The sequence below is a fragment of the Aliarcobacter vitoriensis genome (assembly GCF_048320235.1).
In the GTDB taxonomy this organism is placed as follows: Bacteria; Campylobacterota; Campylobacteria; order Campylobacterales; family Arcobacteraceae; genus Aliarcobacter; species Aliarcobacter vitoriensis.
Genome location: NZ_CP182882.1, coordinates 340,052 through 364,313, shown reverse-complemented (window position 1 = coordinate 364,313; position 24,262 = coordinate 340,052). Strand labels below are relative to the sequence as shown.

Genomic DNA, 24,262 nt, shown 5'->3' with positions numbered 1-24,262 from the left:
TAAAAAAGAAGAGTGATGATAAACAAGAAAATATCTATTTTTGGAATTGTTCAAGGTGTTGGTTTTCGTCCATTTATTTATAATCTAGCTATTAAACATAATATAAAAGGTTGGGTTAAAAATGATGAAAATGGAGTAGAAATAAAAGCTTATTCAACACAAGAAAATATAGAAAGTTTTATAAATGAAATCAAATCAAATCCTCCAGCTTTAGCAAAAATCACTAGTATAAAAATAAAAAAAAATAATCAAATAAAAGAATACAAAAACTTTGAAATTATTCAAAGTTCAAGTTCAAAAAATAAAACTACTATTATCTCTCCTGATATAGCAATTTGTGATGATTGTATCAAAGATATAGATGATATTGATAACTTTAGATATAGTTATAGTTTAACAAACTGTACAAATTGTGGTCCAAGATATTCAATCATAAAAACAATTCCTTATGATCGAGCTAATACTTCTATGAGTAACTTCAAATTATGTAAAAAATGTGAAGATGAATATAAAGATCCTTTAAATAGAAGATATCATACTCAAGCAATTTCTTGTGAAAAATGTGGTCCAGATACCATTTTGTATAATATAAATAATGATATATTGTCTAACAATATTAAAGCAATAGAGCAAACAGCTAGTTTAATCAATGAAGGATACATTGTTGCAGTAAAAGGAATAGGAGGATTTCATATAGTTTGTGATGCAACATGTGATAAAGCTATAAAAAAATTAAGAGAATTTAAAAAAAGATATACTAAACCATTTGCAGTTATGTTTAATAGTTTAAATAGTATTAAAGAATATACAAATATATCTTTTAAAGAAGAAGAGATTTTAACTTCTAAAGAAAAACCAATCGTTCTTTTAAGAAAAAAAAAGAATACAAATTTATCACAATTTATAGCTCCAAATATAGATAAAATAGGTTGTTTTTTACCAAATACAGGATTGCAATATTTAATTTTTAAAAACTTAAGAAATCCCATTATTGCAACAAGTGCAAATTTGAAAAATGAGCCTATTCTGACAAATAAAGAAGAAATTTTTTTAAAACTTTATGGTTTGGTTGATTTTGTGCTAGATTATAATAGAGATATTGTAAATAGTTGTGATGATTCTATTGTTCAAAGTATTGGCAATAGATTGGTAAAACTTAGAACTTCAAGAGGATATGCTCCAATTTTAAAAAGTGTTGAAAAAAGTTTTAATAAAAATATCTTAGCTTTAGGAGCAAATCAAAAATCTACCATTAGTTTAGCTTTTGGGAACAATATTGTAACTTCTCCATATTTAGGTGATTTAAACTCAATCTTAACAATAGATAATTATAAAAATACTATTGAAAATTTTGAGAATTTTTATGAATTTAAACCTGACATTGTGGTTTGTGATAAACATCCAAATTATGAAAGTACAAAATATGCTATGAAATTAAAAGAAGAAAATCAATCAATACAATGTGTACAGATTCAACATCATTATGCACATATTTTATCTGTAATGGCTGAATATTCACTGACGAAAGATGTTTTAGGAATTGCTTTTGATGGAACTGGGTATGGAGATGATGGAAATATTTGGGGTGGAGAATTTTTTATAGCAAATGCTAAAAAGTATGAAAGAGTTAAACATCTAAAATATTTTAAACTTTTAGGTGGAGAAATAGCTATAAAAGAGCCTAAAAGAATTGCTTTATCTTTACTTTTTGAAATATATTCTTTAGATGAAGTATTAAATTTAGACAATCCAATAATAAATTTGTATAATAGTAATGATATAAAAGTCTTATATACAATGTGGAAAAAAGGTTTAAATTCTCCATTTTGTAGTTCTATTGGAAGATTATTTGATGCAGTTGCATCACTAGGAAATATTTTACATAATCAAGAGTATGAAGGAGAAAGTGGGCTTTTGATTGAAAGTCTTTATGATAAAAATATAAAAGATTTTTACAATTATGAGATTTTAGAAGATGAAATAGATATAAAACTTATGATAAAAGAGATTATTTTTGATAATGACAAAATAAAAATAGCTTCAAAATTTATAAATACTTTGGTAAATATTGTATTTGATATTACAAAATCTTACTCTTTACCTGTTGTATTAAGTGGTGGAGTTTTTCAAAATAAAACTTTGTTAGAGTTAATTATAGAAAGATTTGAAGATGAAAATATAGAGTTTTATATCAATGAAAAATATAGTCCAAATGATGAATGTATAAGTCTTGGACAGATATATCATTTAAACAATAGTATTTAATATTTCTGATTGTTCACTCTTAATATAGTTAAACTTAAACTCTTGTTCTTTTAAATAGTAGAAAAAGTTATCTTCATTTACCCCTTTATATTTTCTCAAGTTTGATTCTAAAAATTTCCAAAATTCATTTAGTTTTGTTTGGTGAGAATTTTGTGAGTGAATTTTATACCAATTTAGATATTGAATAAATCCATCTTCTATATCAAAAGCACGATTTCCAATCTTTGGCATAAGTAGAGTATAAACTTTTCCATTTGAGTAAAATCCTATTATATTTATAGCTTCACTTAGAGATTTTTTCTTTTTATGTTTTTCTCTCTCTTTTATATAATAAAACTCTTCATATTCACTGTAATCTTTTATAGAATTTTGGTACTCTTCTTCAAGAAAAATGGCTATTTTTCTTCTAAGTAAATCAAATCTATCTTTTACAGTTTTGTAGTTTAAATCTAACTCTTTTGCAGTTTCAAGTGCATTTTTATCTTCGCAAAATTTTTCAATGATTAATTTATCTTTTTCAAGTTTTTTCAAAGATAGCTTCTTTGCACATTTTTTGCACTTAATATAGTCATTTGCTAGTATATAAAAGGTATTATTTTCACAATTTGGACAATTCATAAAATATTTTATCAAATTTGTTCTAAAAGTATATAAGTGCTTAAAAATTATTATATAAAATTTAGAGTTTTTGGGTTAAACTTCATCAAAATAGAGTTAAAAGGAAAAAATATGTGTAAAGATTGCGGTTGTACAATAGCAGGAAGCGAACATCACCATCATCATGATGATCATCATCACGACCATGACCATAGTCATGGACATTCTCATCATCATTCACATGATAGTGCCTCTCATCAAGCAGCGCACGAAACACTACATCATAATCCACAATTAAATGATGCAAAAACAATTTCAGTTATTCAAAAAATTTTAGATAAAAATGACCATGAAGCAGCTCATAATAGAGCTCATTTTGATAATCACAAAGTTTTAGGAATAAATCTGATGTCAAGTCCAGGAAGTGGAAAAACTACATTTTTAGAAAATATTGCTGATATGGTTGATTTTAAATTTGCAGTTGTTGAAGGTGATTTAGAAACTTCAAGAGATGCAGATAGACTTAAAGCAAAAGGAATAAATGCAGTTCAGATACAAACAGGAAGTGCTTGTCACTTAGATGCGTTTATGGTTCATAAAGGTTTACATGATATCTCTTTAGATGGTATTGATGTTTGTTTTGTGGAAAATGTTGGAAATTTAGTTTGTCCAGCATCTTATGATGTGGGAACTCATTTAAATATTGTACTTGTTTCAGTTCCTGAAGGGGAAGATAAAATAGCAAAATATCCAGTTATGTTTAGAAGTGCTGATTTAATACTTATTACAAAAACAGATTTACTTCCATATTTTGATTATGATATTGAAAAAGAGAAAGCAGAAGCTAGAAAACTAAAACCAAATGTAGATATTTTAGAAGTAAATATTAAAGATAAACAATCTTTACAAAACGTAATTGATTGGATTAATTTCAAAAGAAAGATGCGATAAATTTCTAAAACGAATTTTATTCATTTAGGCTTCACGGTGGGTACCCAAAAATCAAAGATTTTTACCCATTTGTTGCAGAATCATTCATAAAATTGTTTTACAAATAAAAGGAGAATATAAAGATGTGTTTATCAATACCATCGAAAATAAAAAGTATAGACCCTGAGATGAATACTTGCGTAGTTGATACTATGGGAGTTGAAAGAAGTGCTAGTTTAGATTTGATAGATCAAGAGGTAAAAGTAGGAGATTATGTTTTAATTCATATAGGTTTTGCTATGAATAAAATAGATGAAGAATATGCTTTAGAATCACTAAAAGTTTATCAAGAAATTATAGATAAGATGGAAGAAGATGACCGCTTAGCAGCTATTGAAGAATCGCAAAACTGTCCAAATAGATAAAGTGTAAAATATTATGGAAAAAGAGTTACAACTAAAAGATTTATATGATGGTTTTAGAGATTCAAAAGTTATAAAAGCATATAAAAAATTAATAGACGAAGATTTAAAAGATTATGATAAAACTATAAATATTATGGAAGTTTGTGGAGGGCATACTCATACTATTATGAAGTATGGAATACCACAACTTTTGAATAAAAAAATAAATTTTATTCATGGACCTGGCTGTCCTGTTTGTGTTATGCCAAAAGATAGAATAGATAGTGCTTATGAGTTAAGTTTACAAAAAGATGTAATACTTGTAACACTTGGAGATATGATAAAAGTTCCAGGAAGTAAAGGGAGTTTACAAAAAGCAAGAAGTGAAGGTGCTGATGTAAGATTTGTTTATTCTCCTATGGATTGTTTAAAAATAGCAGATGAGAACAAAGATAAAACAGTAGTCTTTTTTGCAATAGGATTTGAAACAACAACTCCAATGACTTGTGCTTTAATGGAGCAAGTAATAAAACAAGATATAAAAAATATTCTGTTTCATATAAATCATATAACAGTTCCTGAAGTAATGCAAGTATTAGTTCAAGATGAGAACTGTAAAATCGATGCTTTTTTAGGACCATCACATGTTAGCGTTATAAGTGGAAGTAAAATATATGAAGAGTTTCCACGAGATTATAATAAACCAGTTGTTGTAAGTGGATTTGAACCAGTAGATGTTATGCAAAGTATCTCAATGATAGTAAAACAGTTCAAAGAAAAAAGAGCCAATTTAGAAATAGAGTATAAAAGACTTGTATCTTATGAGGGAAATCTAAAAGCTCAAGAACTTATAAATAAATACTTCAAAAAAGTTCCTTTTAAATTTAGAGGAATTGGAGAAGTTGAAAATAGTGGTTATGAACTAAAAGATGAGTTTGATAAATATAATGCAAAAATAGTTTATAAAGATATATTGCCTACACAAGAAGTAAAAGAAAATAAAGCTTGTAAATGTCCTGAGATTTTAAAAGGAGTTGCAAAACCAACTGATTGCAAAATCTTTGGAACTGTATGTACTCCGACAAATCCTATTGGTTCTTGTATGGTGAGTAGCGAGGGTGCTTGTAGTGCTTATTATAAATATGGGAATTTGTTGTAAAATAGTAAATGCAAAATACAATATATGAATATGAAGAAATAAAAGAAGATTCAGAAGATTATAAAAAATTAAAAAGTTATATAATTAACACAACAGAATTACATAAATATTTTACTCTTGATTGGAAAGATTTAAAAGCAAAGCAATATTGTGGGATTTTAAATTTTAACAATCAAGATTTTTATATCTTGCCTAAAATTGCAAATCGCAATGATGAAAAAAATCTAAATATATTTATTTATATGTTGATGTATGCTTATGATGTAAAACTTCTAAATGAAAACACCTCTTTTAGTGAAAATCTAAAATCAAATAATATCTTAGAAGTTTTTGTGCAAATGTTTGCAAATGGACTTTTACAAGAACTTAAAAAAGGTTTATATAAAGAGTATTTAACTAAACAAGATAATCTTCCAGTTTTAAAAGGGAAATATCTAATAAATGAAAATTTGAAATATAATTTCATAAAAAATAAAATCTATTGTGAATATGATGAATTTAGTGAAAATAATAGTTTAAATCAATTTTTTTTATATGCTATAAAATATCTGCAAAAATTTGTAAATGATAAGAAACTTCTAAAACAGTGCGAACTAATCTTTGATGAGGTTGAATATAAGTCAGTAGATATAAATAAATTAAACATTCATTTTGATAGATTAAATCTACGATTTAAAACAAGTTTTGAAATAGCTCTTTTACTTTTGAGACAATCTATTCCACTATTTAATCAAGATAAAAAATCATTTGCATTTTTATTTGATATGAATGTATTGTTTGAGAAGTTTATAGCTAGAATGGTAAAAGAATTAGATAGTAATGCAAAAATACAAAATCAAGATAATTTTGGAGTTTTAACTTTAAAGCCAGATATAATACTAGAAAATCAAATAATAGATACAAAATATAAAAAAATCAGATCAATAGAAGATATAAAACAAAGTGATAAACTTCAAGCTTTTGCTTATGGAATAAATTATGGAGTTAAAAATGTAATGCTTTTATATCCAAAATATGAAAGTATTTTTAGTTTTGATATGACTTTGGGTAAAGATTTTGGAGAAATAAATTTAAAGATAAAAACTATTGATTTAGATTTTGGTGGGAATAATTATAAAGAGTATATTGATGAAATTCAAAATAGGATAGGAAAATTAAATGAATGATGAAGATAATTTAAAATCTGTAATAAAAATTTTTGTTGATAAGTGGGATAATACAGAAGGAATATGGAATAAAGAATTTATTTCTAATTTATATTTAACATATAAAGGATTTGATTTAAAAATATCATTTGGTATGGGTAATAGAGTAAAGCCTCCAAAATATCCATATATTACATTTTTAAAATATAATCAAAAAACAAGTAAGGGTGTTTATCCTTATATTAGTTATGAAGAAAATGAACTGATAACTGGACTTGGTGTTTCACGAGATAATACTCCAGAAATTGATATAGATATAATAAAAGAAATAGATGAATTCCCTTTTACAAGTTTTTCTACAAATGAAATTGATTTATTGATTAATAAATTAAATGAAAATATTTCTGAATTTGAATTGATCTTTAATAAAGGGAGTAAGAATATGCCAAAAGAAGAAAATATGAAAATAGAATTAAAAACAAAAAATATAATGCTTTATGGTGCTCCAGGTGTTGGTAAAACTCATAATTATAAAAGATTAATTACTATGATAGAAAGTGGTAATTATGAAAAAACTATATTTGATACAATCTCAAAAAATGATGATACAAAAGATTTTGATGATTCAATTTTTGAAATGATAAAAAACGAAAAAAGAATAGAGTTTATAACTTTCCATCAAAGTTACTCTTATGAAGATTTTATTGAAGGATTTAGACCACAAGATGATGGAACCATAAGACTTGAGGATGGAATATTTAAAAAGCTTTGTGATGATGCAAAAATTAATTTATTAAAATCTATAAATAAAAAAGAAATATTATTTATAGATGCAATTAATCTATTACTAAAAGATAAAATAGAAAATCAAGAAAATATAAAAATTAATTTAAAAAGAGAAAATAGCTATTTTTATATTTATGATTATAATGATAAAACTATTTATTTTGAAAAACAAAATGGTGATAAATCACACACATTATCTTTAAAAACTTTAGAAAAAATGTATTATGAAGGTACAAACAATATTATAAATGGTGGATTAGCTCCATATTATAATCCGTTATTAGAAGAATTGTTAAAATTAAAAAATAAATTTAAAGTAGAAAAGAGTGAGTTAAAAAACTTCTATATAGTAATAGATGAAATAAATAGAGGAAATATTTCTAAAATCTTTGGAGAACTAATAACTCTTATAGAAGAAGATAAAAGAGATGCTTATGAAGTAACACTTCCATACTCTAAAGAGAAATTTAAAATTCCTTCAAACTTATATATCATAGCTACTATGAATAGTACAGATAAATCTATTGCAACTATTGATATAGCTTTAAGAAGAAGATTCACATTTTTAAAAATGAAACCAAATATAGATTTAGTTCCAAATATTGCAAAAGAATTATTTTCAAAATTAAATGAATTTATAAAAGAAAGTCGTGGAGAAGATTACCAACTAGGGCATAGCTATTTTATGAAAATAGAAAATGAAAGTGATTTAGAATTTGTAAAAGAGTACAAAATTAAACCTTTACTTGAAGAGTATTTTTATGGAGATGATGAAAATCATAAAAAAGCTTTAGATATTTTAAATGGAAAGGATAACTTATGATAAAGCAAAGCGAAATCCTGCTTGCAGGTAAAAAAATAGCATTTATTGGTGTTGGTGTTATGGGAAAATTTATGGTTTCAAATTTGCTAAAAAAAGGTTTTGAAGTAAGTATTTATGCAAGAAACAGACAAAAAGTAGAAGATAGTATAAAAGAGGGTGCTATTTTTTGTGAAACTATAAAAGAGTGTGTAGGAAATAAAGATGCAGTTATTACAATAGTTGGTTATCCAAAAGATGTGGAAGAGGTATATTTATCGTCAGATGGTATTATAAATAGTGCCTCAAAAGGGGCTTATTTGATAGATATGACAACTACAACTCCAAGTCTATCTGTAAAAATTCACGAAGTTGCAAAACAAAAAGGGTTAAAAGCTTTAGATGCTCCAGTTTCAGGTGGAGATATTGGAGCAAAAAATGCAACTTTATCTATAATGGTTGGCGGAGAGCAAAAAGATTTTGAATCATGCAAAGAGATTTTTGAAAGTTTAGGAACAACTATTGTTTATGCTGGAAGTTCAGGAAGTGGGCAACATACAAAAATGGCAAATCAAATAGCAATAGCAGGAGTTATGGCAGGAGTTAGTGAAGCCATAGTTTATGGTAAAAAAGTAGGGCTTGATTTACCTACAATGCTAAAAAGTATAAGTAATGGTGCAGCTCAGAGTTTTCATCTTACAAATAATGCTCCTAAGATGTTAAACAAAGAGTTTGAACCAGGATTTTATATAAAACATATGGTAAAAGATTTAAAAATTGCCACAAGTGAAGTTCCAAATCTAAAAGTATTAAATGATGTTTTGGAGATGTACGAAACTTTGGAAGAAAATGGTGATGGTGATTTAGGAACACAAGCTCTTTGTAAATATTATGAATAAAGGATTTTTATGGACATAGAAAAAATAAAAGCAAGAATTCAAAAATTTAGTGATGATAGAAATTGGGAAAGTTTTCACAATCCAAAAAATCTAGTTATGGCACTAAATGGTGAAGTGGGAGAGCTAAATGAGATTTTTCAATGGCTAAATTTTGAAGAATCACAGAACTTACCCCAAGATGTTTTAACTCATACAAAAGAAGAAGTTGCAGATATTGCTATTTATCTTATACGAATTTGTATGAAATTAAATATAGATTTAGAAGATGCTATATTAAATAAAATGACAAAAAATGAAGCTAAATATCCAGCTGAAACTTCGCAAGGTGGAAGTAAAAAATATAGTAAAAGTAGAGAAGATAAATAGATGACGAAAACAGTTACTTTAGCACATGGAAATGGTGGACTTGAAAACAATGAACTTATATCTAAAGTGTTTTATAAAGCCTTTAAAAATGATATTTTAGAAAAAAGTGAAGATGCTGCAATTATAGAAAATGGAAAACTTGCTTTTAGTACAGATTCTTTTACAGTAAGTCCTCTTTTTTTTAGTGGAGCAAATATAGGAAAACTTGCCATTTGTGGAACTTGCAATGATTTAGCAATGATGGGTGCAAAGCCAAAATATCTTACTTGTTCAGTTATAATTGAAGAAGGTTTTGAAGTAGAGCAACTTGAAATTATAGTAAATTCTATGAAAGAAGAGTTAGCTAAAAATGAAGCAATTATTGTAAGTGGTGATACAAAAGTAGTGCCAAGGGGTGCAGTTGATAAAATATTTATAAATACAACTGGAATTGGAGAAGTTCTTTATAGTGGTATTAGTTCAAACAAAATTAGTGAAGATGACTTGATACTTGTAAGCCGTGATATTGGATCTCATGGGGCTACTATATTTACAGCACGAGAGGGAATAGAACTAAACTCAAATTTAAAAAGTGATTGCAACTCTTTATATCCACAAGTAAAAGCACTTATTGATAGTGGTGTTAAAATAACTGCTTTAAGAGATGCAACAAGAGGTGGAGTAAGTGCTGTTTTAAATGAGTGGGCAAAACAGTCAAATATTTGTATAGAAGTAGAAGAAGAGAGTATTCCAATAAGTGATGAGGTAAAAGGAGTTTGTGAAATGTTGGGTTTTGAAGCAACAAATTTAGCAAATGAAGGAACTTTTGTTTTAGCAATTCATAAAGATGATGCTTTAAAAGCAATAGGAATTTTACATAAGTTTGAAGAGGCAAAAAATGCCTGTATTATTGGAAAAGTAACACAACAATATTCACAAAAAGTTATATTAAATAGTTCTTGGGGAACAAAAAGATTTTTAGATACTCCAACTGGTGAATTACTTCCAAGGATTTGCTAATGCACGAGTATTCAATCGTTCAATCACTATTAGAAAGCTGTGAAGAACACGCAAGACAAAATGAAGCAAAAAAAGTTACAAAAGTAGTTGTGAAAATTGGAGTTTTAAGTGGAGTTGAGCCAGAGCTTCTTCAAACTGCTTTTGATACTTTTAAAGAACAAACCATTTGTCATGATGCACAATTTTTGATAAATGTCCAGAAAATTGAGATTTTATGTCATGATTGCCAAACAAAATCAACTTTAGAAAAGCATGAATTTTCTTGTCCAAAGTGCCAAAGCACAAATTTAAAAGTAACTGATGGAGAAGATATGTATCTTATGAGTTTAGAACTAGAATAATATTGTTCTAAAAATACATAAGAAATACTAAAATTTACTTTACATAAATAATTGGAAGATATAATTTTTAAAAAATAAAAGGATACATATGAAGAAAAGCTTATTAGCTCTATGTTTTGCAATGTATGCAAATGCCCATTTTTTAGCATTAATTCCAGCTACAGATAATATTGTTGATAAAAAAGATTCAAATTTAAAAATTGAAACTATGTTTATTCATCCTTTTGAACAAAGTGGAATGAATATGGAAAAGCCAAAAGGTTTTTATGTAAATGATATAAAAAATTCTTTGAATATTACTGAAATAAAAAAATTTGGAGAGAAAGCTTGGAATACAAATTTTGATATAAAAAAGCCAGGAGTTTATCAGTTTTTTGTACAACCAGAACCATATTTTGAACAAGCTGAAGAAGTATTTATAAGTCATGTCCCAAAAGTAATTGTAAGTGCCTTTGGAGTTGAAGATGGTTGGGATGAACCAATTGGTTTAGATTATGAAATTGTTCCTCTTACAAAACCTTTTGCTTTATATTCTGGAAATATTTTTCAAGGAAAAGTTCTAAAAGATGGAAAAGCTATGCCAAATGTACAAGTAGAAGTTGAGTTATACAATGAATTTGGATTAAAAGCTCCAACCGAAAATCATATTACTCAAAGTGTAAAAACTGATGATAATGGTGTTTTTTCTTTTGTTATGAATCACAAAGGTTGGTGGGGATTTGCAGCACTAATTGAAGAAGGTGAAAAAGAGTATAAAGGTAAAAAATATCCAATTGAAAATGGTGCTTTACTTTGGATAAAAGCATATTAGGATAAAAATGCATATAAGTGATGGTGTTTTAAGTCTGGAAGTAACAATAGTTTCTGCTATTGTTTCTTTTGGATTTTTAATTTATTCTTTTAAAAATCTCACAAATGAAAAAATATCTTTAAGTGCAGCTTTCAGTGCTTTATTTTTTGTTGCCTCTTTTATACATATTCCTTTTGGATTTACTCAAATACATTTAATGCTTATAGGATTTATTGGAATCTTTTTAGGTAACTTATCAATATTTTCAATATCATTGGCTTTAATTTTACAAGCACTTCTTTTAGGATACGGAGGTATTAGTTCACTTGGAGCAAATATTCTGATTATGGGTGTATCTTCGTATGTTGTATATTTACTTTTCAAATTAGAAATTTTTAAAAGAGTAAATGAAAAAATAAGGTTTTTTTTAGTTGGATTTTTAGGAGTTTTTATAGCTTCATTGAGTCTTTTCTTACTTCTTATATTTTCAAAACAAGAGTATGAAAAAGTAGCATATTCTATACTTCTTATAAATATTCCAACAATGATATTAGAAGGTGTAATTACACTGTTTTTATTTATATATATTAAAAAAGTTATGCCAAATTTATTAAGAGGTACAAATATATGTTAAGATTTTTTATACTTTTATTTCCTATTATTTTATTTGCACACAAAATAAATCTTTTTTTAGATTTACAAGATAATAATCTTTATATAAATTCATATTTTGCAAATGCAAAGCCTTGTATAAATTGTCAATTTAAAATAGAAGATAATCAAAATAATATTATTTTTGATGGAACTTTAGATAGACAAGGAGAGTACAATTTTAAAACAGATTTAAAAGAGTTAAAAGTTATAATTGATGCTGGAGTAGGTCATATTGTATCAAAAGAGATAAAAAATGATAATACTTTAAACAATAGTTTATTATCAGATAATGATGTGAATTTAGAGATAAATATCTTAAAAGAAGAAAATATTGCTTTAAAACATAAAATTATAGTTTTAGAAGAACAATTAAACTATTTTGAAATCTTTAAAGTGATTTTTGGTTTAGTACTTATATTTTTAATTTTTTTATTTGTAAAAAGAATAAAATCTTGAATCTTAATCCTGCAATATCTTTGATTTTAGCTTTTTTATATAGTTTACTTTTAAGTTTCTCAGATATTGAAATATATTTTTTAATTCCAATTATTTTTTTGTCTTTTATAAATTTTAATAATCTTTTTAAAATATTAAAGAGACTATTTTTTTTAAATATTTTCATATTTATTTTATCGTTATTTTTATATATAGAATCAAACTTTTATGAAGCTATAAATCTATTTATTAGAGTAAATCTGATAATTTTATTTAATCTTTTACTATTTTCCAATTCAAAGGGATTTGATATTGTAAGAGGGTTTTATATTTTAAAATTTCCAAAGAAATTTGTATCAACTTTGTATTTTACTATAAAGATGATTTTTGAATTAAGTTTAGATATACAGAATATAAAAAATTCTTTAATAACAAGAAATTTTAAAGCGAAAACCAATATGTTTACTTATAAAACTTTTGGAAATATTTTTGGACTTTTATTTGTAAAAAGTATTTCTAGAGCTATGAATTTGAAATCAACTTTTGAATTACGACATTTTCAAGGGGATATTTTCCTAAATGATAATTTTATAGTTTGTAAATATGATATTATTTTAATCTTTTTTATTTCTATAATTGCAATTTTAAAGGTATTTATGTGAGTTGTACATTAAATTTAAAAAATATTTCATATAAAAAAGATGATAAAGTTTTATTTGAAGATATAACATTTGATTTAAGACATGAAGAAAAAATAGCAATAGTTGGTGCAAATGGTTGTGGTAAATCTACTCTTTTAAAATTGATTGTTGGATTAGAAAGACCAAATAAAGGAGAAATATATCTTTTCCATAATTTAGTAAAAGATAAAAAAGACTATGCAAAATATAGAAATGATATAGGATATTTACCTCAAGATGTAGGTAGTTTTTTCTTATCTATTACAGTTATTGAAGATATTATGTTTTCACTTAGAGTAAAAGGTTTAAATAAAGATGAAGCTTATACAAAAAGTATTGAAATATTAAAAAAATTAGATATTTTACATTTAGAAAACAGAGTAATATTTGAATTAAGTGGAGGAGAACAAAAACTTGTAGCATTATCTTCTATTTTGGTAACTGAGCCTAAAATTCTTCTTTTAGATGAACCAACCAATGCCTTAGATGAAGAGAGTGAAAAAAAGATTTTAAATATTTTGAACTCTTTAGACAAATCTATGATTATCGTATCTCATCATAAAACTTTTATTGGAAATTTAACAAATACTATTTATAAACTAGATAATAAATTATTAATAAAAATTTAATGGTACCGCTAGTCGGACTCGAACCGACATGCCCGAAAGCGAGGGATTTTGAATCCCTTGTGTCTACCAATTTCACCACAGCGGCACAAAAAAAGAGTTTATCTTAAGATAAACTCTTTTAATTAAATCAAACTAAGATTATTTAGCAACAGCTTCTTTTAAAGCTTTTCCAACTTTGAATTTAGCAACAGTTGTAGCAGGAACATTAACAGTTTTTGTTGTACCTGGAACTTTTGCAACTCTAGCAGCTCTTTCAGCTGTAGCAAATGTACCAAATCCTATAAAACTTACAGAATCTTTTTTAACTAAAGCTTCAGTAATAGTTTCTAACACAGCATCAACTGCACCTTTTGCATCTTTTTTAGATAAACCTGCTTTTGCAGCAACTGCATCAATAAATTCAGCCTTGTTCATGGATAACTCCTCATATAAAATAAATTGAGAAAACTTTAATCTAATTAAACTTTAATTTAGCTAAAAAATATACAACTAAAACAAAAAATTTTATAATTTTCTTATTTGAAAGTTGATTTTATACTTAAAAGCCTACAAGAATTCTCCAAAATTGCTATTTTCTTCACAAGTTGATGGATATCTCTATCGTAAATATATGTTCCAACACCTTTAATAATTAGAAGATTATGTTCTGTATTTTTTATATGTTTTGTTATCTCTAAGGCACTTCTTTTCCCCCAAGTAGAAAAATCACCAGCATCATATATTGGAATTTCACCAAATTTTGTTTTTCCTAGGTAATCTTCAAATACTATTTTTTCATGTACTAATGTATAGGCAGTTGTATATATTGGCATTCCAAAAGCTACATATTTTGCTTCGTGAATATTTGTATATATTGAAGAGTGAATATGAGCATCTACACTTGCAATATTCCATCTATAATCTTGATTATTCATATTTAATGTAGAAAATGATTGTTCGTCAAGCCTATCAAATACGGCATCTCTTGTATTTATCATAAAATGTTCGTGATCAAGTTTTGCTGAAATTGCACCTTGATAAATTCCAAAAAAATTTTTTGTAAACATAGATAAAGACAGTTCGGAAAGTAGTTTTACTGTATCTTGGTTTATCATTTTAAGCCTTAAATAAAATTTCGCTATTATAACGACTTTAAATAAAAGGATAGTTTATGCAAATCCCTCATATTCCAGTTTTATATGATGAAGTTTTGAACAGTTTTAAGGATATAGAATCTGGTTATATTATTGATTGTACAACAGGATTTGCTGGGCATAGTAGTGGTTTATTAAAACAAAATAATGATATTAGACTAATTTGCAATGATCAAGATGATGAGGCTTTATCTTTTTCCCAAAATAGATTAAAAGAGTTTGAAAATAGGGTTGTTTTTAATAAAGGAAATTTTGAAAATGTTATTGAAAAATTCAAAGATTATCCTATAAAAGGTATTTTAGCTGATATTGGAGTTTCATCTTTACAACTTGATAAAGAAGAAAGAGGTTTTGGTTTCAATAGTCAAACTTTAGATATGAGAATGGATCAAACTAAAAGTTTAGATGCTGCAACAGTTGTAAATACTTATTCTCAAATAGAATTAGAAAAAATATTAAAAGAGTATGGAGAAGTTAGAGAGTATAAAAAAGTTGCTTCTTTGATAGTTGAAAATCGCCCATTTTATAGTTCAAAAGAGTTAGCCGAATTTTTTTATAAAAAGCTTTCAAAAGGAAAAATACATCCAGCAACTTTGATTTTCCAAGCAATAAGAATAGAAGTAAATGATGAATTAGGAGTTCTAGAAAGACTTTTTAAATCACTTGAAGAAGCAAAATTGAAAGATTGTATAGTTTCTATAATATCTTTTCACTCACTTGAAGATAGAATTGTGAAAAATTACTTTAAAAAATGGAGTCAAAACTGTACTTGTCCACCAAATGTATTTAGATGTGAGTGCGGAAATAATCATGCTTTAGGAAAGATTATTACAAAAAAACCTATAATTGCAACAGATTTTGAGATAAAACAAAATCCAAGAAGTAGAAGTTCAAAATTAAGGATTTTTAGATTTGTTTAGTTTAAATGCAAGAAATTCATTAACATTTGTTTTGATAATACTATTTGTAGGGCTTTTTATGTATATTCCAAAGATTTATGTAAGTAATAATATCTATTATACAAGTAAGGATATAAATAGACTATACTCTCACTATATTTCATTAAATGAAGAGAATACTTTTCTTTCAAAACAGTTAGAGGATATGAAATTTAAAAACCAAGTTATAGATTCTTTACTTTTCAATCCTTTGATACAATTAGAGCAAAAATAAGCTCTAATTAAAGTATAGTTATACCCAAAACCCTTTTTAAGATATTGCTATCTTCTGTAAATCCTTCTATCTCTTTTGCTGGTTCTAGTGTTGTAATAGTTGCTTTTCCGATAATGTGTCTAAATTCTTTATTGTTATTGTCTTTCATTCTTACACTCCAAATATTATGTACAACTAAAGGTTCATTGTCTTTTATTCCAATATACAACATAATATGTCCTTTGAGATAAACCAAAGTTGAAAAAGGAACACCATTTTGTTTTATAAACTCTTTTTTTTCTTCTAAAGTAAGGTTTGACATATCAAGATATTTTCCATTTATTGTTTGAGCTTTAGAGTTTCTATTAAGATATTTCCCAAACACGCTAAAGTAATCTTGAGTAAAACTAGAACAATCCCTATTATTTAGTAATCCACCCCAACCATAAGGTTCATTTAAAAACTCTTTTAAAACTCTAGTTCTATTTTCTGAAGTGTATTTTAAAGGCATTTGTTCTACTTCATTTGGATTTAAATTTATATAAGATATTACTACATTTTGTTTTTCATCGGCTTTTGCAATTATAAATGAATTTTCTTTTTTAGGGAATATTGTGCCTACTTTGATATATTCTCTAAAACTATTTTCATAAATAGGAAATTTTTCTTTTGTACTTATAAAAAAGTTTGATTTTTCAAACTCTTGAATAAAGTTTTCATCTACAAATGCAATACTATTTATCTCTACCCAACCACCTACAAAGTGAGATTCTATGTAAGCCCAAGCTCTATCTTTTGATAAATGTGAAACTATTATAGGAGTATTTATTTTTAAAAGAGAGTTTTGATTGTAATCAAATGGAAAACCTTCACCTGGAAGTAGGGGATTGTAAAACATTGGAGAGTTTGTAGGGATTACTCTTACATTTGTATTTTTTAAAGATATAGCTTTCTTTACTTCTAAATTGTATTGTTCAAAATTTGTATTATCTATTTGTTTGTCAAACCACTCTTTTGTTGCAAGGCGATGATTTTCTAAATATACTTGTTTATTTCTATAAGACAAACCCCACATAGCTTCATTTTTAGGATATGATAGTTTTGTTTGTTTCCAAGGTTTAAAGAACTTTGTAAAAAACTCATTTGTATTTTCTTCTTGATTAAAATGCAAGTCATTTACAAGATTTGATAGTTGTAATATTTCATCTTGTTTTGCTTCTATTATAGTTGGTTGTTGTATTTTGTCTTTTGTACTACAAGCAATAAATAACAAAGATGTTGCTAAAATTAGGATAATATTTTTGAAATAATTAGTCATAATTCTCCTTTTTTATTTTATTGTAACATTTTATAATTAAATTTTGGAATCTCTAAACTATTTCTTATTAAAGGTTGATATTTGTGTATAAATTTTCAATAAAAAAAGAGTTATTTGAAGATATATTATTAAAAAAAATAACTATTTTGGAAAAAGAAGCTACAAGTTATTGGAAAAAAGAGATTTTAATTCCAAAGATTATTGATGATTCTATTTTCTTTGATATCAAAAAGAGTGAAAATTTGATTTTGGTAAATGGTTTAGGTGAAGATAAACCAAAAATCATAGTTGAATGTTTAAATATAGAATATATAAAAGATAAATCCATTTTTAGATTTCATTTAGGAAAGATTTTAGAACAAAAAAATATTGATGATTTTCAAGATGAAAAAGATATTTTGATAAAAGAGTTATTAAATGATAAAAATGAATTAATCAAAATATTAGAAAATCTAAAAAAAAGTATAAAATAAAAATAACTAATTTTATCTAGTTTTTGTTACCAAAAGTAACTCCAACTAACAAATTTCAAAATTCTTTTGTAAAAATTGTCCATTTTTTTCAATTAAATCGTCTTACTATATAGAGAAACAAATTCTCAAAATTAATACAAAGGATTTAAGATGAAAAATAAAGTTTTCATTTCAGTTTTAGCATCAATGATGTTAAGTGGAACAATGTTAAATGCAAAAGAGATAAGTTTGCAAGAAGCAGTAGAGAATATAGTAAAGAAATATAATGTAACATATATTTCAAAATCAAAAGATTTAAAAAATAAAATAGTTGATTCAGAAAAGTTAAGTTTCGGGGGGGGGTACGGTATTAAGTAATCTAAATAGTGTACTAGAAGAACATAATCTCAAAGCTATCGAAGAAGATAGCATAATCTATATAATAGAAAATCCCAAATCATCATATCAAAAAGTAGGTAAAACTTATATACTAGATGAAGTTTCTGTAAAAGATAATAAAGAAGATAGTTATACAAGAACTCAAGACAATTCTGCAACTGGTATGAACTTATCACTTAAAGAAACACCACAATCAGTTTCAGTAATCACTTCAAAAAGAATTGAAGATCAACAATTAAACACCCTTATTGATGTCATGAGAAATACAAATGGAGTTTACGCAAACTCTGGACCTGGAAATTCGGGTTTCACTCACTTTTACTCTCGTGGTTATATGATCACAAATTTCCAAGTAGATGGCGCAACCAGTGCTTATTTTGATAGTAATAATTCTGGTAGAGAGAATATCGATAGTGCTATCTATGACTCTGTGAGTGTAGTACGAGGAGCAACAGGACTTTTAACTGGTGCTGGAGATCCAAGTGGAAGTATCAATTTAGTGCGAAAAAAGCCAACAAAAGATTTGCAAACATCTTTAGAAGCTCAAGCTGGAAGTCTGGATAAATATAGAGGTGTTGTAGATATTAGTGGAGGATTTAATGAAGATGGAAGTATAAGAGGAAGATTTATAGCAACTCATGATCAAGGCGGATACCGTCAGCCAGTAGAGAGAGAAGCAAGTACTTTGTATGGTATAGTTGAAGCCGATTTGGGTAATTCAACTACCATTTCTGGTTCTTGGGAGAGAAATAACTTACAGGGTAATACTCTCGATGAAGGTATAAATGGCAGTATATTTTATAGAAATCAATCTTGGGGATTTCATTCATTAACTCCTTTTGATGAATATACTTGGGAAACAGCAGATTGGACAAAAAGAGAACAGACACGAGATAAATTCACTTTAGCTTTAGATCATCATATCAATGATTCTTGGAAAATAAGTACAAATTATAGCTATATAAATGATGATAATAAAAGAAGATATTCTATTTGTGTGGCTTGGGTATATGATGGTTCTTGTCTAGACAATTACACGGATAATATTCAATATGAGCATAAAGGACATACATTAGATGCCAAACTCAATGGTAACTTTGAACTTTTGGGACAATCTCATGATTTAGTGATGGGATTTAATGGAGTAAAAAGCAACTCAACAGAGATTTCATTTGATAGAACCAGTGTAAGTGGTGATGATTTCAAAATAATTAACAATAGATTAGTTATAGCTGAACCAACTTGGACTGGAGTAAAAAGTAAAAATGATACAGATACGATACAATATGGTGGATTTCTATCTACACGTATAAATTTTACTGAAGATTTATCAGCAATTCTTGGTGGTCGTTATAGTAAATATGAAAATAAGAAAAATGATAAAATCACTAGTAAAACAGATAATTTCTTACCATACTTAGCTTTAAGCTATGATATTACAGAAAATCTTACAACTTATGTAAGTTATACCGAAATATTTAATCCACAAAGTAAAAAAGATAGAAGTGGTGATTATCTTGACCCAGAAACTGGATTTAACTATGAAGTTGGGCTAAAAGGTGAATGGTTTGATGAAAGATTAAACTCTAGTATTGCACTATTTCAATCAGGTAAAGATAATCTTGCCGTAACAGATTATATTAATGGAGAAAGTGGAGATTGTCATAGAGGTCCAGATGGTAGTTGTGCATCTAAAGCCTTGAATGATACAAAAAATAAAGGTTGGGAGTTTGAAGTTGCAGGAGAAATCACTCCATCTTGGCAAGCTCAATTTGGTTTTTCACAATCCATTTTGAAAGATAAAGATGAAAAAAGATTAAATAGTGGTACTGTACCTATTAGGACTGTAAAATTATTTACAACTTATAAAGCTACGCCTTCACTAACAGTAGGTGGTGGTTTAAGATGGCAAAGTGAAACTTGGAATGATCATGTAAAAAGTGGTTATATCTCAATAGGTCATGCTGAATTAGCGGGTAATGCCACACAAAATGATTATTTTGTAGTGGATTTAATGGCAAATTATGAATTCAATAAAAACTTAAGTTTATTGGTAAACCTAAATAATGCTCTAAATGAAAAATATTCAAATAATTTTTATAGACACACTTATGGAGAAGGGAGAAATTGGATGGCTACTTTAAAATATAAGTTTTAAACTTTTGAAACTGGGAGTAAAGTTCCCAGTTCCAACAAATATTTTTAAGTATGGGTTTCAAAGTATTTTTATTTAATTTTGAGATTAAAATTTCGATAAAAATATATTTTCTCCTTTCCTTATATACTTTGGAACTCATACTTAAGGAACAAATTAAAAATAAAAATATTATAACTTTTTATTATTATGAATAATAAATACATACTAAATATACAATGCAACTAAGTTGCAAATAAGAATTAACATATTAAAATCCAAAATAATTTATGCAACTTAGTCGCAAAATAATATAAAAAAGGAATAAAAATGGCTAAAAAGAAAATATTTGCTTCTTTATTTGTAAGTACATTGCTTTTTTCAAATGAAACAATAATTGACAACAATAAAGATAAAAAAACAATATTAGAAACAATTTCTATCAATGAAAGTGAAAATAAAACAGGAATGGCACAAGATGGATACTTGACTGAAAATATAACTGGCGTTGGACTATGGGGAAAAAGAAGCTTACAAGATACTCCTTATTCTATGAATGTAATACCTCAAGAACTTATTGAAAATGTACAAGCCAATGATATGGCACAAATCTTTAAAATGAACCCTCTTACTCAAGATAGTGGAGATTCACTTGGTGGAAATTATTATACTACTATTAGAGGATTTAGTTCTAGTAATTCAGGTGGCTCAAGTAATGCTATTATAAATGGTATACCATTGGCATCTTGGTATAGTTTTACAACTATGGAAGATTTAGAAAGAGTTGAAGTTATAAGTGGAGCAACTGGATTTTTATATGGTGGAGGAAGAGTTGGTGGAGCTGTAAATTATGTAACTAAAAAACCAACTTTAGAAGATAAAAGAAGTATTACTTTAGGAAATTATGGTGGTGAGCAATACTATGGACATATTGATTTAAGTGGGCAAATAGATGAAAAAAATATTTTTGGATATAGAATAAATGCTTTATATCAAGATGGTGATAGTGTAGCAGATGTTGGAAAAGAACAAAAATTTGTTAGCTTAGCTTTTGACTATAAACCAACAGATAATTTTACTATGGATATAAACTATGCACATAGAAAATTAATAAAAACTAATCAAAAACCAGCTTTTAGTATAAGAACAAATACTGTTCGTCCTATACTTGATGTAAGTAAAAGTTATACTGAAGATTGGAATAAAATAGAAGAAGAAAATGATAGAGTTATGACAAGTTTAAAATGGGATATCAATGATATTTTTACAGTAAGAAGTTCATTTCTTTATGAAGATTCTGATAGAAAAACACCTACTTTTCAAAGAATTTTTACAAGAACAGATGGTTTATATGATGTTTTTAATTATAGATATTCAGCTTTACCTGATAAATTTGAAAGTTATGCTGGAAATGTTTATTTAGATAGTAAATTTGAAACTTTGGGAATAAATCATATTTTAACTGTTGGTTATTCTGAAAATTATCATAAATATTCAACTACAAGAGGAAGTGTTAGTGAAATTTTTGTTAGACCTTTAGACCAAATAAAAAGTACAACTATCCCGAAAAATACAGTACCAAATGGTCAAGTATTACCTGCTTCAAAAACACAATATAAAAATGTTTTAGTAGGAGATGATATAGTATTTAATGCTAATTGGAGTGCTTTAGTTGGATTTAATTACGCAACAGCTCTTCAAACAGCATATAGTAGTGGAATGAAAAGTTCAAAATATGATAAATCAGAATTAACTCCAACTTTATCTTTTATGTATAAACCTTTTGAAGATTTAACTACTTATGTTACTTATATAGAGAGTTTAGAACAAGGGATTATTGTAGGAAATATTTATTCAAATGCAGGAGAAGTATTAGACCCACTTGTAAGTAAACAATATGAAGTTGGAGCAAAATATAGTATATTAGATGAATCATTATTATTAACAAGTGCTTTATTTAGAATAGAAAAAGCAAATCAATACTCAGATAATGCAACTCCAATGCCAAAATTTGTACAAGATGGAGAACAAGTACATCAAGGAATTGAACTTACAATTACTGGAAAGGTTACTGATAATCTAACTATTTTAGGTGGTGGAACTTTGATGGATATAGAAGTTGTAAAATCAAATGATAAAGCATTAGAAAATAAAAAACCAACAAATGCAGCATCAAAAATGGCAAAACTTTATGCAGAATATGATATTCCTATGATTCAAGGTTTAACTGTAACTGGTGGAGCATATTATACTGGTGAAAAATATGGAGATAGATTTAATAACGATAAAATGCCATCATATACACTTTATGATGCAGGTTTACGATATAAAACGAAGTTAGATAAATATCCTACAATATTTTTATTAAATGTTTCAAATTTAACTGGAAAAGATTATTGGGCTAGTGGTGATTATTTAGGAGATCCTAGAAGTGTTGCAATATCTTTGAAAATGGATTTTTAATAAGTTATATTTAAAATAGGTTTGAAATTCAAACCTATTTTTTATTTTATGATTAAATCAGCAAGCTCTTTCATAGTTGCTTCATCCATTCCCTTTACTTGAGGAAGCATTAAAGCTTTTTGTGCTCCACCATAAGTTCCATCTTGATATCCTTTTAATGACGCTATGAAATCCTCTTTAGACATATCTTTTATGATTTTAGATTTTCCTAAAGCTACTTTTTCTCCATTTGCTCCATGACAAACTACACACTTTGCATAAGGACTTGCAAAGCTAATACAGGCTGTCAAAACAGTTGTTGCTAAAATGATTTTTTTCATAAATATCCCTTTTTATTGAAGTGATACCATTCTAATATATTATTGATTAAATTTAATTGACTTTAATCAAATTTATTTATTTAAAATATTTATACTTGATTTTACTGTTTGGATAGATTTTTCAAATAAATCTTTTTCTTCATCGTCTAAAGTTAATTCTAATATTTCATCTATTCCATTCTTTCCTAAAATAACTGGAACACCAATAGAAATATCGTTGTATCCATATTCTCCTTCAAGTTTTACACTACAAGAAAAAATCTTTTTTTCGTCATTTAATATAGCTTTACACATCAAATATGTATTAAATGCTGGAGCAAAATATGCTGAACCAGTTTTTAAAAGTTCTACTATTTTTGCTCCACCATTTTTTGTATTTTCTAAAATTTCATCTAATTCTTTTTGATTTAAAATATCTACTAAATTTTTATCATCAACTTTTACTCTTTTTATCAATGGAAGCATACTATTTGAGTGAGAACCAATCACAATAGCATCTATTTTTATATAATCAAAATTTAGTTTTTGAGAAATATAATATTTAAATCTTGCACTATCCAATGCTCCTGCCATACCAAAAACTCTGTTTCTTGGAAGCTTTGATTTTTGTAAAGCACTATAAACCATAGCATCCAATGGGTTTGATACTATTATAAAAATTGCATTTGGATTTAGAGGTAAGATATCATCTAGAATAGAGTTCATAATTTTTGCATTTGTAAAAAGTAAATCTTCTCTACTCATATTTGGTTTTCTTGCTATTCCAGCAGTAATTACTACTATATCACAAGAGTTGAAATCTTCATTTTTGATACAAGCTTTTACTTTTGTTTTACTATTTGTATTTAAACTTGCTTGTGTAATATCCAAAGATAAAGCTTGTATGAAATCATCTCTAATATCTTTTAATAAAACTTCATCACAAAGAGAATTTGTAGCAATACTATAAGCCAAACTTGAACCAACATTTCCAACACCAACAATTCCAATTTTTTTATTCAAAATAATACCTT

Annotated in this window: 27 protein-coding genes and 1 tRNA gene; 21 read left to right on the top strand and 7 right to left on the bottom strand. The window is 26.6% G+C overall.

Annotated elements, in window-relative coordinates:
• The first annotated feature begins 15 nt into the window (after positions 1-15).
• On the top strand, positions 16-2,265 hold the full coding sequence (gene hypF / locus ACNSOS_RS01815; protein ID WP_418185729.1) for a carbamoyltransferase HypF: 2,250 nt from the start codon (positions 16-18) through the stop codon (positions 2,263-2,265).
• On the opposite strand, the gene ACNSOS_RS01810 is transcribed toward hypF, so the two are convergent.
• Positions 2,248-2,796 carry a hypothetical protein gene (locus ACNSOS_RS01810; RefSeq protein WP_418185728.1) on the bottom strand — a complete coding sequence of 183 codons (549 nt, stop codon included), beginning with the start codon at positions 2,794-2,796 and terminating at the stop codon, positions 2,248-2,250. The two genes, hypF and ACNSOS_RS01810, sit on opposite strands and share 18 nt — an antisense overlap.
• 198 nt (positions 2,797-2,994) lie before the next feature.
• On the opposite strand from ACNSOS_RS01810, the gene hypB reads away from it, so the two are divergent.
• The 14 genes from hypB to ACNSOS_RS01740 all read left to right on the top strand — a co-directional run bounded on the left by hypB (position 2,995) and on the right by ACNSOS_RS01740 (position 13,878).
• A complete protein-coding gene (hypB, locus tag ACNSOS_RS01805) occupies positions 2,995-3,813 on the top strand; it encodes a hydrogenase nickel incorporation protein HypB (RefSeq protein WP_046997446.1) in 819 nt (272 codons plus the stop codon).
• Between the two features lie 122 nt (positions 3,814-3,935).
• Positions 3,936-4,217, top strand: coding sequence for a HypC/HybG/HupF family hydrogenase formation chaperone (locus ACNSOS_RS01800; protein WP_046993563.1), 282 nt, complete (start codon positions 3,936-3,938; stop codon positions 4,215-4,217).
• Positions 4,218-4,230: 13 nt separating this feature from the next.
• Positions 4,231-5,355, top strand: coding sequence for a hydrogenase formation protein HypD (hypD, locus tag ACNSOS_RS01795; protein WP_237939564.1), 1,125 nt, complete (start codon positions 4,231-4,233; stop codon positions 5,353-5,355).
• Positions 5,356-5,363: 8 nt separating this feature from the next.
• Complete coding sequence (locus ACNSOS_RS01790) at positions 5,364-6,521, top strand: McrC family protein (protein WP_418185727.1); 1,158 nt, start codon at positions 5,364-5,366, stop codon at positions 6,519-6,521.
• A complete protein-coding gene (locus ACNSOS_RS01785) occupies positions 6,514-8,109 on the top strand; it encodes an McrB family protein (RefSeq protein ID WP_418185726.1) in 1,596 nt (531 codons plus the stop codon). Before ACNSOS_RS01790 ends, ACNSOS_RS01785 begins: the two co-directional genes overlap by 8 nt.
• Positions 8,106-8,984, top strand: a complete 879-nt coding sequence (locus ACNSOS_RS01780) for an NAD(P)-dependent oxidoreductase (protein ID WP_418185725.1) — start codon at positions 8,106-8,108, stop codon at positions 8,982-8,984. The genes ACNSOS_RS01785 and ACNSOS_RS01780 overlap by 4 nt, the downstream gene beginning before the upstream one ends.
• A 9-nt stretch (positions 8,985-8,993) precedes the next feature.
• Positions 8,994-9,350: a nucleotide pyrophosphohydrolase gene (locus tag ACNSOS_RS01775; RefSeq protein WP_418185724.1), complete on the top strand. Its 357-nt coding sequence runs from the start codon at positions 8,994-8,996 to the stop codon at positions 9,348-9,350.
• Positions 9,351-10,349, top strand: coding sequence for a hydrogenase expression/formation protein HypE (gene hypE, locus ACNSOS_RS01770; RefSeq protein WP_418185723.1), 999 nt, complete (start codon positions 9,351-9,353; stop codon positions 10,347-10,349).
• On the top strand, positions 10,349-10,690 hold the full coding sequence (hypA, locus tag ACNSOS_RS01765; protein ID WP_418185722.1) for a hydrogenase/urease nickel incorporation protein HypA: 342 nt from the start codon (positions 10,349-10,351) through the stop codon (positions 10,688-10,690). The genes hypE and hypA overlap by 1 nt, the downstream gene beginning before the upstream one ends.
• An 88-nt stretch (positions 10,691-10,778) precedes the next feature.
• Positions 10,779-11,501, top strand: a complete 723-nt coding sequence (locus ACNSOS_RS01760; protein ID WP_418185721.1) for a DUF4198 domain-containing protein — start codon at positions 10,779-10,781, stop codon at positions 11,499-11,501.
• Positions 11,502-11,508: 7 nt separating this feature from the next.
• The gene (locus tag ACNSOS_RS01755; protein WP_418185720.1) at positions 11,509-12,114 is read left to right on the top strand and encodes a CbiM family transporter; all 606 of its coding nucleotides are present in this window, start codon (positions 11,509-11,511) and stop codon (positions 12,112-12,114) included.
• On the top strand, positions 12,108-12,590 hold the full coding sequence (locus ACNSOS_RS01750; RefSeq protein ID WP_418185719.1) for a hypothetical protein: 483 nt from the start codon (positions 12,108-12,110) through the stop codon (positions 12,588-12,590). The genes ACNSOS_RS01755 and ACNSOS_RS01750 overlap by 7 nt, the downstream gene beginning before the upstream one ends.
• Positions 12,587-13,231 (top strand): CbiQ family ECF transporter T component, encoded by a 645-nt coding sequence (locus ACNSOS_RS01745; RefSeq protein WP_418185718.1) that lies wholly within the window; start codon positions 12,587-12,589, stop codon positions 13,229-13,231. The genes ACNSOS_RS01750 and ACNSOS_RS01745 overlap by 4 nt, the downstream gene beginning before the upstream one ends.
• Positions 13,228-13,878, top strand: a complete 651-nt coding sequence (locus ACNSOS_RS01740; protein ID WP_418185717.1) for an energy-coupling factor ABC transporter ATP-binding protein — start codon at positions 13,228-13,230, stop codon at positions 13,876-13,878. The genes ACNSOS_RS01745 and ACNSOS_RS01740 overlap by 4 nt, the downstream gene beginning before the upstream one ends.
• Here ACNSOS_RS01740 and ACNSOS_RS01735 read toward each other — a convergent pair.
• The 3 genes from ACNSOS_RS01735 to ACNSOS_RS01725 form a co-directional block, all read right to left on the bottom strand.
• Positions 13,879-13,963 (bottom strand) — tRNA-Leu (locus ACNSOS_RS01735).
• A 53-nt stretch (positions 13,964-14,016) separates the two neighbouring features.
• Positions 14,017-14,292, bottom strand: a complete 276-nt coding sequence (locus tag ACNSOS_RS01730; protein WP_418185716.1) for an HU family DNA-binding protein — start codon at positions 14,290-14,292, stop codon at positions 14,017-14,019.
• Between the two features lie 101 nt (positions 14,293-14,393).
• Positions 14,394-14,972 carry a class II aldolase and adducin N-terminal domain-containing protein gene (locus ACNSOS_RS01725; protein ID WP_113894679.1) on the bottom strand — a complete coding sequence of 193 codons (579 nt, stop codon included), beginning with the start codon at positions 14,970-14,972 and terminating at the stop codon, positions 14,394-14,396.
• Positions 14,973-15,028: 56 nt separating this feature from the next.
• On the opposite strand from ACNSOS_RS01725, the gene rsmH reads away from it, so the two are divergent.
• Positions 15,029-15,931, top strand: a complete 903-nt coding sequence (rsmH, locus tag ACNSOS_RS01720) for a 16S rRNA (cytosine(1402)-N(4))-methyltransferase RsmH (protein WP_418185715.1) — start codon at positions 15,029-15,031, stop codon at positions 15,929-15,931.
• Positions 15,924-16,184 carry a hypothetical protein gene (locus ACNSOS_RS01715; RefSeq protein ID WP_418185714.1) on the top strand — a complete coding sequence of 87 codons (261 nt, stop codon included), beginning with the start codon at positions 15,924-15,926 and terminating at the stop codon, positions 16,182-16,184. The genes rsmH and ACNSOS_RS01715 overlap by 8 nt, the downstream gene beginning before the upstream one ends.
• A gap of 7 nt (positions 16,185-16,191) precedes the next feature.
• Here the strand turns inward: ACNSOS_RS01715 and ACNSOS_RS01710 are convergent, their stop codons facing one another.
• Complete coding sequence (locus ACNSOS_RS01710) at positions 16,192-17,481, bottom strand: SH3 domain-containing protein (RefSeq protein WP_418185713.1); 1,290 nt, start codon at positions 17,479-17,481, stop codon at positions 16,192-16,194.
• A gap of 83 nt (positions 17,482-17,564) precedes the next feature.
• Here ACNSOS_RS01710 and ACNSOS_RS01705 point away from each other — a divergent pair, with 83 nt between their 5' ends.
• From ACNSOS_RS01705 to ACNSOS_RS01690, 4 genes are all read left to right on the top strand, one after another.
• Positions 17,565-17,954, top strand: coding sequence for a hypothetical protein (locus ACNSOS_RS01705; RefSeq protein ID WP_418185712.1), 390 nt, complete (start codon positions 17,565-17,567; stop codon positions 17,952-17,954).
• Positions 17,955-18,104: 150 nt separating this feature from the next.
• Positions 18,105-18,311: a hypothetical protein gene (locus tag ACNSOS_RS01700; protein ID WP_418185711.1), complete on the top strand. Its 207-nt coding sequence runs from the start codon at positions 18,105-18,107 to the stop codon at positions 18,309-18,311.
• Between the two features lie 184 nt (positions 18,312-18,495).
• On the top strand, positions 18,496-20,490 hold the full coding sequence (locus tag ACNSOS_RS01695) for a TonB-dependent siderophore receptor (protein ID WP_418185710.1): 1,995 nt from the start codon (positions 18,496-18,498) through the stop codon (positions 20,488-20,490).
• Positions 20,491-20,796: 306 nt separating this feature from the next.
• Positions 20,797-22,929, top strand: a complete 2,133-nt coding sequence (locus ACNSOS_RS01690) for a TonB-dependent siderophore receptor (protein ID WP_418185709.1) — start codon at positions 20,797-20,799, stop codon at positions 22,927-22,929.
• Positions 22,930-22,970: 41 nt separating this feature from the next.
• Here ACNSOS_RS01690 and ACNSOS_RS01685 read toward each other — a convergent pair whose 3' ends face one another.
• Both ACNSOS_RS01685 and ACNSOS_RS01680 read right to left on the bottom strand, forming a co-directional pair.
• Positions 22,971-23,249, bottom strand: coding sequence for a c-type cytochrome (locus tag ACNSOS_RS01685; protein ID WP_418185708.1), 279 nt, complete (start codon positions 23,247-23,249; stop codon positions 22,971-22,973).
• Between the two features lie 72 nt (positions 23,250-23,321).
• A complete protein-coding gene (locus tag ACNSOS_RS01680; protein WP_418186301.1) occupies positions 23,322-24,254 on the bottom strand; it encodes a malate dehydrogenase in 933 nt (310 codons plus the stop codon).
• Between the last annotated feature and the right edge of the window lie 8 nt (positions 24,255-24,262).

Excerpts from the sequence above, each read along its gene's own strand:
- hypF (WP_418185729.1), top strand. The coding sequence starts at position 16 with ATGATAAACAAGAAAATATCTATTTTTGGAATTGTTCAAGGTGTTGGT.
- hypB (WP_046997446.1), top strand. The coding sequence starts at position 2,995 with ATGTGTAAAGATTGCGGTTGTACAATAGCAGGAAGCGAACATCACCAT.
- ACNSOS_RS01800 (WP_046993563.1), top strand. The coding sequence starts at position 3,936 with ATGTGTTTATCAATACCATCGAAAATAAAAAGTATAGACCCTGAGATG.
- hypD (WP_237939564.1), top strand. The coding sequence starts at position 4,231 with ATGGAAAAAGAGTTACAACTAAAAGATTTATATGATGGTTTTAGAGAT.
- ACNSOS_RS01790 (WP_418185727.1), top strand. The coding sequence starts at position 5,364 with ATGCAAAATACAATATATGAATATGAAGAAATAAAAGAAGATTCAGAA.
- ACNSOS_RS01785 (WP_418185726.1), top strand. The coding sequence starts at position 6,514 with ATGAATGATGAAGATAATTTAAAATCTGTAATAAAAATTTTTGTTGAT.
- ACNSOS_RS01780 (WP_418185725.1), top strand. The coding sequence starts at position 8,106 with ATGATAAAGCAAAGCGAAATCCTGCTTGCAGGTAAAAAAATAGCATTT.
- ACNSOS_RS01775 (WP_418185724.1), top strand. The coding sequence starts at position 8,994 with ATGGACATAGAAAAAATAAAAGCAAGAATTCAAAAATTTAGTGATGAT.
- hypE (WP_418185723.1), top strand. The coding sequence starts at position 9,351 with ATGACGAAAACAGTTACTTTAGCACATGGAAATGGTGGACTTGAAAAC.
- hypA (WP_418185722.1), top strand. The coding sequence starts at position 10,349 with ATGCACGAGTATTCAATCGTTCAATCACTATTAGAAAGCTGTGAAGAA.
- ACNSOS_RS01760 (WP_418185721.1), top strand. The coding sequence starts at position 10,779 with ATGAAGAAAAGCTTATTAGCTCTATGTTTTGCAATGTATGCAAATGCC.
- ACNSOS_RS01755 (WP_418185720.1), top strand. The coding sequence starts at position 11,509 with ATGCATATAAGTGATGGTGTTTTAAGTCTGGAAGTAACAATAGTTTCT.
- ACNSOS_RS01750 (WP_418185719.1), top strand. The coding sequence starts at position 12,108 with ATGTTAAGATTTTTTATACTTTTATTTCCTATTATTTTATTTGCACAC.
- ACNSOS_RS01730 (WP_418185716.1), bottom strand. The coding sequence starts at position 14,292 with ATGAACAAGGCTGAATTTATTGATGCAGTTGCTGCAAAAGCAGGTTTA.
- ACNSOS_RS01725 (WP_113894679.1), bottom strand. The coding sequence starts at position 14,972 with ATGATAAACCAAGATACAGTAAAACTACTTTCCGAACTGTCTTTATCT.
- rsmH (WP_418185715.1), top strand. The coding sequence starts at position 15,029 with ATGCAAATCCCTCATATTCCAGTTTTATATGATGAAGTTTTGAACAGT.
- ACNSOS_RS01710 (WP_418185713.1), bottom strand. The coding sequence starts at position 17,481 with ATGACTAATTATTTCAAAAATATTATCCTAATTTTAGCAACATCTTTG.
- ACNSOS_RS01700 (WP_418185711.1), top strand. The coding sequence starts at position 18,105 with ATGAAAAATAAAGTTTTCATTTCAGTTTTAGCATCAATGATGTTAAGT.
- ACNSOS_RS01695 (WP_418185710.1), top strand. The coding sequence starts at position 18,496 with ATGAACTTATCACTTAAAGAAACACCACAATCAGTTTCAGTAATCACT.
- ACNSOS_RS01690 (WP_418185709.1), top strand. The coding sequence starts at position 20,797 with ATGGCTAAAAAGAAAATATTTGCTTCTTTATTTGTAAGTACATTGCTT.
- ACNSOS_RS01685 (WP_418185708.1), bottom strand. The coding sequence starts at position 23,249 with ATGAAAAAAATCATTTTAGCAACAACTGTTTTGACAGCCTGTATTAGC.